Origin of the sequence: Cyanobium sp. CH-040 (genome assembly GCF_024346135.1) — a bacterium.
In the GTDB taxonomy this organism is placed as follows: domain Bacteria; phylum Cyanobacteriota; class Cyanobacteriia; order PCC-6307; family Cyanobiaceae; genus NIES-981.
Map to the genome: position 1 here is coordinate 1 of NZ_JAGQCJ010000026.1, position 6,934 is coordinate 6,934.

At 71.7% G+C, this 6,934-nt stretch carries 7 protein-coding genes; 1 reads left to right on the forward strand and 6 read right to left on the reverse strand.

The features are described from left to right. The 4 genes from KBY90_RS14870 to KBY90_RS14885 form a co-directional block, all read right to left on the reverse strand. Positions 1–253 (reverse strand): S-layer homology domain-containing protein (locus KBY90_RS14870; RefSeq protein ID WP_254969442.1); only part of this gene is annotated, 253 nt, incomplete at its 3' end. 112 nt (positions 254–365) lie between these two features. Next, on the reverse strand, positions 366–1,286 hold the full coding sequence (locus KBY90_RS14875; RefSeq protein ID WP_254969443.1) for a CHAD domain-containing protein: 921 nt from the start codon (positions 1,284–1,286) through the stop codon (positions 366–368). 66 nt (positions 1,287–1,352) lie between these two features. Next, a complete protein-coding gene (locus KBY90_RS14880; protein WP_254969444.1) occupies positions 1,353–2,453 on the reverse strand; it encodes a CorA family divalent cation transporter in 1,101 nt (366 codons plus the stop codon). Further along, on the reverse strand, positions 2,426–2,560 hold the full coding sequence (locus tag KBY90_RS14885; protein WP_254969445.1) for a hypothetical protein: 135 nt from the start codon (positions 2,558–2,560) through the stop codon (positions 2,426–2,428). The genes KBY90_RS14880 and KBY90_RS14885 overlap by 28 nt, the downstream gene beginning before the upstream one ends. Positions 2,561–2,751: 191 nt before the next feature. Here KBY90_RS14885 and KBY90_RS14890 point away from each other — a divergent pair, with 191 nt between their 5' ends. Then, on the forward strand, positions 2,752–3,030 hold the full coding sequence (locus tag KBY90_RS14890) for a hypothetical protein (RefSeq protein ID WP_254969448.1): 279 nt from the start codon (positions 2,752–2,754) through the stop codon (positions 3,028–3,030). A 34-nt stretch (positions 3,031–3,064) separates the two neighbouring features. Here the strand turns inward: KBY90_RS14890 and KBY90_RS14895 are convergent, their stop codons facing one another. Next, complete coding sequence (locus tag KBY90_RS14895) at positions 3,065–4,651, reverse strand: Na/Pi cotransporter family protein (protein ID WP_254969446.1); 1,587 nt, start codon at positions 4,649–4,651, stop codon at positions 3,065–3,067. Between the two features lie 68 nt (positions 4,652–4,719). Continuing rightward, entirely contained in the window at positions 4,720–6,615 is a 1,896-nt protein-coding gene (locus tag KBY90_RS14900; RefSeq protein WP_254969447.1) for a pyruvate kinase, read from the reverse strand. Between the last annotated feature and the right edge of the window lie 319 nt (positions 6,616–6,934).

A 6,934-nucleotide genomic window follows, 5' to 3' on the forward strand; every position in this document is an offset into this window, starting at 1 on the left:
GGCCCTTGTAGGTGCCGTCGGGGTAGCCGGCGACGCAGCCGTAGCGCTCGATCAGGTTGGAGAGCGCCTGGTAGGCCCAGTCGGTGGGCCGCACGTCGGAGAACTGGGAGATGCTGGTGACCTGCTCGTCACTCAGCGATGTGGAGGTGTACTTCTTGACACCGTCCAGGTTGATCTCAGCGGCGGTGGCGGCCACAGGGGCCAGCAGACCGAGCGCCGCCGGAGCAACCAGCAGTTGCTGGAAAAGTTTCATCGGGTCCTCACACCGATAGGGAAGACGCCCAAGGGGCATCGGCCGGAATGTAACGGTTGCCCCCAGTCCGGGGCAGTGGCCAGGCCACCCGCCCGCTGTGTTCCAGAACACATCACTCCAGGCGTGCGGCCAGGCGCAGCAGCAAGGCGCGGATCCGTCCCCGGGGTGTGGCCTGCGCCCTGGCAGCCAGCACGGCCTGCGCCACGTCGCCCCACTGGCGCCAGCACTGCTGCTGGTGCTGCTCCAGCAGCCATTCCAGCTGGGGCACGGTGCGCTCGATGCCGTCGCGCAGCTGCCCGTCGATCGCCCGGCGCAGCAGCTCCAGATCGTGCAGCTCGCTCAGCAGATCCTCCGCCCGCCGCAGCTGATCCAGCCAGGCCCCCCGGCGGCCATGGCTCCAGGGAGGTTGGCCGCCGGGGGGGAGGTTGGCGATCCGCAGCCGGGTGGCCGCCACCTCCTCGCCCAGATCCCGCAGCATGGTGAGGTCGCTGTCGCGCTCCACCGTCCACCAGCCCCGATGCAGCAGCAGCGGCGCCGAGCCGGCGTTCCACTCCGCCAGCCAGGCGGCCAGGGGCTGTTCGCCCAGGGCCGTGTACTGCGGCTGCCGCAGCCAGCCCTGGAGCTGGGCGATCAGCTGCAGATGGCCGCTGCTGTTGAGCGCGGCCGCCAGATGCTGCTGGGCCAGCTGCCGTTCCCGCCGCAGCTGCCGCAGCGCCGGCCGCAGCCGCCGGCCCTCCCGCTCCGGCACCTGGGACAGAAAGCCGCTCTCCAGCCGCTGCTGCAGCCGCTCCAGTTCCCAGGCGAGGGCCAGCCGGCGCTCCGTCTTGCCCAGGCGCTTCGCACTCACGACAGCGGGCAGCGCCAGCGCCGGCTCGAACTGCTGCAGGGTGGTGCGCAGCCGGCTCAGGGTGAGCTGCGCCTCGGCGAGGGCCTGCGGCTCCCGGCTCTCCAGCACCGGCCCGTGCAGCTCCACCAGCCGCCGGCAGTGCCCGGCCAGGAGGCCATGGGCGTGGTCGCCGTTGCGCGCAGGCATGGCTGGGGGTGCCATGCCTCAACTCTGCTGGGCTGACCTGCCGGGAATGGTTAAGGCCGGGTTGTCTCAGCGCAGGGCCGTCCAGTCCTTGAACCAGCCGCGCCGCTTCAGCAGCCACACCTGCAACGCCGCCACCAGCAGCATCAGCAGCAGGGCGTAGGCGTAGCCATAGCGCCAGTGCAGCTCTGGCATGTGCTCGAAGTTCATGCCGTAGATGCCGCCGATCACCGTGAGCGGAGCGAAGATGCTGGTGAGGATCGTGAGCGTCTTCATCACCTGGTTCATGCGGTTGCTCACGCTCACCGCATAGGCCTGGGTGATGCCGTCGCACTGGTGGCGCAGCAGCTCGCAGTTCTCGAACAGCAATTCCACCTGGTCGGCCATCTCGCTGAAGCCGGCCAGGGCTTCGGGGCCGAGCAGCTGCTGGCGCTGGCCCAGCAGCCTGCGGATCTGATGGCGCAGCGGCCAGATCTGCTGCCGGATCCGGCGCACGTTGCTGCGGTGCTGGAAGGTGACGTTGAGCAGCCGGGGCTGGGGGCGCCTCAGCACCGCCTCCTCGAGATCGTCGAGGCGGTTGGCGGTCTGCTCGAGGATCGGGAAGAGGGCATCGAGCAGCTCATCGATCAGGTAGTGGAGGATGTCGTCGAGATCCCGCTGGTCCACCGTTCCCACATTCGAGCGCAGCCAGTCGGTGAGCTCGGGGAAGGATTCCCCCAGGCTGGCCTCCTCGAAGCTCACCAGCAGGCCGGGCAGCAGCAGCAGGCCCACCTGGGAGCTGATCAGGTGCGCCGGGTCGTGGGCCACGCTCAGGCGGTGCAGCACCACCAGCAGGGCCTGGTCGAGGCTGTCCACCCGCGGCCGCTGGGGCACCTCCAGCAGCGGTGGCAGCAGCAGCGCCGGCACCCCCGCCACCTCGAGCATCGCGGCGATCTGTCCCGGCTGGGAGAGTCCCATCACCCGCAGCCAGATCGGTTCCCCACGCCGCTTCAGACCCTCGAGATCCTCGGGGCCGCCGAGCCGGTGGAGTTCGGCGCCGTCCGCCCCGAACACCACGGCGCTGAAGCGGCTGGGCTGGCGGCCCCCATGCACATAGAGCTCGGTGGGCAGGTTGGCCGGCCGCTCCTCCAGCCGGCGGGAGGTCAGGGCACCAGGGGTCGGGCGCAGCACGGAGGGGCGGGGGCGATCGAGCGCTCGTGCAGCTGACCACCGCCCACGATGCAGGCCTGCAGGAGCAGACAGAACATCACGTCGGCAAGCAGGCTCGGGGAAATCATGCCGCTGGCGTGCATCGCCGCAATCCTGAGCGGTGCCTGCCGGCCTGTCGGTGCGCCAGGTCACAGCGGCTGTCGCAGGCCGAGGGAGCAGGGCGCCGCCCGTGGGGCAGGGGATGGATGGTGTCCGGCGCTGCAGGGACCGTCCCGAACCCGTGGTTAACGTGACCCACTGGTCTGCCGATTCACCCTCCTTGAGCTCCTCGCCCGCAACCCCGCCCTCCGGCGACCGGGGTCCCGGCGATCACCCCACGGTGCGGGGGCCGCTGGAGGCCCACTCCTCCTACCGGGCCGCTGACTGGTCGCCCCAGCGGGTGATGTTCCACCAGAACCTGGAAACCTTCGCCGATCGCGTGGGACTGCTGGTGGGCCTGCAGAGCAACGGCAAGCTCACCCAGGAGGAGGCCTACGACGAGATCCGCCGCCTCTGGAAGCAGCTCAAGGACAGCAAGGGGTCGCTGCTCAACGGCTGAGGCCGGCTGCCGTTCAGGGCACCGCCCGTGCCGTTCAGGTCTTCTGGGCCAGATGGCTGCCGATGCGCAGCAGGTGCTGGCTCACCCGGCGCAGCCAGCGCATCGCCTCCATCTGCGCGGTGCCCCCGTCCACGGCCAGCTCGCCGGCGGCCACCCGGTCGAGCACCGCGTCGCGGAAGGGATCCACACGCTGGTCCACCTTGCGGACGCAGTGCCTGGCGGCGGCCGCCGCCTCCCGCCACTGCCGTTCCAGGGTCAGCGGAATCATGCGTTCCACCGTGCGCAGCAGGGTCTGCCGTTCCCGGGCCAGGGCTGTGCAGGTCACCACGGTGTGCAGCCGCTCCGGTTCCTCCTCGCAGCGTTCGTGCAGGCGCTGCAGGTGGTCGAGGCCATGCAGCAGGTGCACCAGGTGCTGTCCCTGGGGCTCGGACAGGCCGCTCAGGTGGATCTGGTCGAGAAACAGCTCCAACCGGTCCAGATCGGCCTGGAGCACGCCCAGATGCTGCGGGTGCCGGCGGGTGGACGCTCCGCTCAGGGCCTGGCGCAGCAGCTCCAGCACACTCACGAAGGTCTGGTTGATGGCCTGCTCGGCCTGGGCGATCGCCACCACCGCGTCGGCGGGCGGCGTGTCGCCGAGCGCGTCCACCGACCGGTCACCCTCGGCGGGCAGCAGCCGGCGGATCAGGGCGGCGAAGGGCAGCGTGAAGGGCAGCATCAGCAGCACCCCGGTCACGTTGAAACCGGTGTGGAAGGCCGTCAGGGCGAACTCCGGGTCCTGCCGCAGCAGCGCCGGCCACCACTGCTCCAGGGCCCGCAGATAGAGGGGCAGCAGGCTGAACGCCAGGCCGGCGGTGAACAGGTTGAACACCACATGGCCCGCGGCGGTGCGCCGGGCGCCGAGGCTGCCCCCCAGGGCCGCCAGGATCGCCGTGACCGTGGTGCCCACGTCCATGCCGATCACCAGGGCCAGGGCCTGGGGCAGGGCGATGGCACCGGCGGCCAGGGCCGCCAGGGTGGTGGCCACCCCTGCTCCTGACGACTGGGTGATCACCGTGGTGAGCAGGCCGAGCAGCAGCAGCTGCAGCCGGCCCACCACCGTGGCGGCATCGAAGCGGCCTGGATCGAGCAGCAGCCCCTGCCCGGCCATCGCCTGCTGCAGCGTGGCGATGCCCGTGAACAGCAGGCCGAATCCGGCCAGGGCCAGGCCCAGCTGCGCCCGGCGGCCGCGGCCCAGCAGGCGCAGGCCGGCCCCCACCAGCAGCAGGGGCAGCATCAGCTGGCTGAGGTTGAGCTTGATGCCCAGCAGGGCCACCAGCCAGCCCAGGCCGGTGCTGCCGATGTTGGCCCCGAAGATGATGCCCAGGGAGGCCTGGAAGCTGAGCAGGCCCGCGCTCACGAACCCCACCGTGGCCACCGTGGTGGCCGAGGACGACTGCAGCAGCGCCGTGGCCAGGGCGCCGCTGAGGGCGCCGCTCCACGGCGAGCGGGTGAAGCGCAGCAGTCCCTGGCGCAACCGGCCGCCGGCGAGGTTGCGCAGCCCCTCCGTCATCAGCGACATGCCGAGCAGGAACAGGCCCAGACCGCCGGCGGCATTGAGGAGGGCGCCACCGGCAGGGGGCATCGCGCACGGGGCTCAGGGCCCCTCAAGCCTGCCTGGTCGGCCCTCCTCGGCCTCGGCCCTCCGCCGGTTCAGACCTCGCTGCCGCGCCGGAAGTTCAGACAGGAGCGCAGCCGGTCGCGGTGGCTGGGGTGCTCCGGCTGGCTGCTGAGGCTGCCGGCGGCGATGTGGCGCAGGGTGCGCACCGTGGCGGTGATGTTGGGCCCCTTGTTGAGCATCAGCGCATCGGCCCGGGCCCCCAGGGCGGCATCGCTGATCTCGGCCCGGGTGGGCGTGCCGTGCCGGGCCATCTCATCGAGCACCTGGGTGGCCCAGATGCAGGGCACATGGGCCGCGGTGCAGAGCCTGAGGATCTCCTCCTGGATGGCGGCGAGCTGTTCCCAGCCGCACTCCACAGCCAGATCGCCGCGGGCGATCATCACCCCCAGCGGCATCGGCCGGCGCATGGCCGTGAGCAGCAGGCCCGGCAGGTTGGTGAAGGCCTGGTGGTTCTCGATCTTGAGCACCACGCCCAGCTGGGTCGCCCCCAGGTCCTCCAGTTCCCCCTGCAGGGCCTCCACGTCGGCGGTGCGGCTCACGAAGGAGTAGTTGACGATGTCGGCGTGGGCCGCCGCGAAGGCCAGGTCCTGGCGGTCCTTGGCGGTGAGGGCCGGCAGCTGCAGCTCGCTGTCGGGGAAGTTGATGCCCTTGTCTGCCCGCAGCCGGCTGCCGCGCGGCTTGGCGTCGGTGATCTCGATCGTCACCACCTCGGCGTTGACGGCGCGGATCACGCCGCCGATCCTGCCGTCGTCGAACAGCACCCGCTGGCCCGGCCTGAGGGCGCTGAACACCTGCGGCAGGGTGCAGCTGATGCTGTGGCGGCCGCGGCCGGGCGTGCCGGATCCGGGCTTGGCGGTTCCGGGCGTGGCGGTTCCGGGCGTGGCGGTGAGTTCGAGCACATCGCCGCTGTTCAGCAGCAGCTCGCCGGGACTGGGAGGCAGTGCCCCCACCTGCAGCTCCGCGCCGCCGCCCTCGCGGCGAAAGCGCAGCCCCTCGGTGAAGCGGCAGTGCTGGCGGCAGCCCAGCAGCAGCCCGTCGGCCCGCTGCTCCACCACCGTCAGTTCGCGCATCCGGCCGGAGGCGTCACGGCCGCTGAAGCGGTCTCCGGGCGCCAGTCCGGGCTCCTGATCCCGCTCGGGCAGCTGCAGCACCGGCAGCAGGCTGATCTCCGGGTCGGGCTTCGCTCCCGCAGGCTGCCGGCCGCCGGCCACCGCCAGGATCTGGGCCGGTTTCAGCAGGCGGCCGTAGCGGTCGCGGCGGGGCCGGGCATCCACCACCCCGGGCTGCTCGGGCAGGGGCCCGGTGCGCAGCTTGGGTCCGCCCAGATCCATGCTCACCCGGCAGGGGCGGTCGCTGTCGATCGCGGCCGAGCGCACCGCCGTCACCAGCGCCTGCCACACCCGCGTGTCGTCGTGGGCGCAGTTGATCCGGGCGACGCCCATGCCGGCCTCCACCAGCTCCTGGATCAGGCCGGGATGATCCGCCGCCTCGGCGGGCAGGGTCACCATGATCGCGTTGGCCTGGCCGCAGGCCGCCAGCCCGAACAGCCGGCTGCAGTGCCACTGCAGCAGCTCCACCGCCTGCCCGTGGCTGGGGCTGGCCGGCGGCAGGCAGGCCCGGACGGAAGCAGCCGCCGTCAGGCGTTCGATCACCGCGTTGAGGCTGGCCAGCAGATGGCCGTCGCAGCCCTCCAGGGAGCTCAGCCCCCGTTCCCGCAGCTGGCGCTGGAGGCCGGGATGGTCGTGCCGGTGAAAGGCGATGAAGTGCAGCAGGTTGCGGGCGCTCTCCCGATAGCAGGGCTGCACCGGGTCCAGCCACCGGGCGCAGGCGTCCTCGAAGGCCAGCAGGTCGGTGCGCAGGCCCTCGAGCTCGCGGATCAGATCGCCATCAGCCAGGGACTGCCGGTCCCCGGCCAGGGTGTTGAGCACAGACCAGCGTCGTGATGGCACCAGCTTGGGGAAGGCAGGCCCTCCCCGACGGTGTTCCAGAGCACGATGTTCCGGAGCACGATGTTCCAGAGCCCGGTGCTCCCGGTTCCAGAGCCCGGTGCTCCCGGGCTTGCTGCTTCGGAGCGGTGTTTCCGGCCCTTGGTGCCCCGCGATTCCCCTTCAGGCCGCCATGAGCTGCTCGGGTTGCGCCGGCTCGCGCTCGGATGGCTGACGTTGCGAGGCGGCGATGGCGGTGGGGGTTTCGCGGCGGAAGCTGGTGAGCCGGTGGCGGCCGGCGCCCAGTTCCGCTGCGAGCACG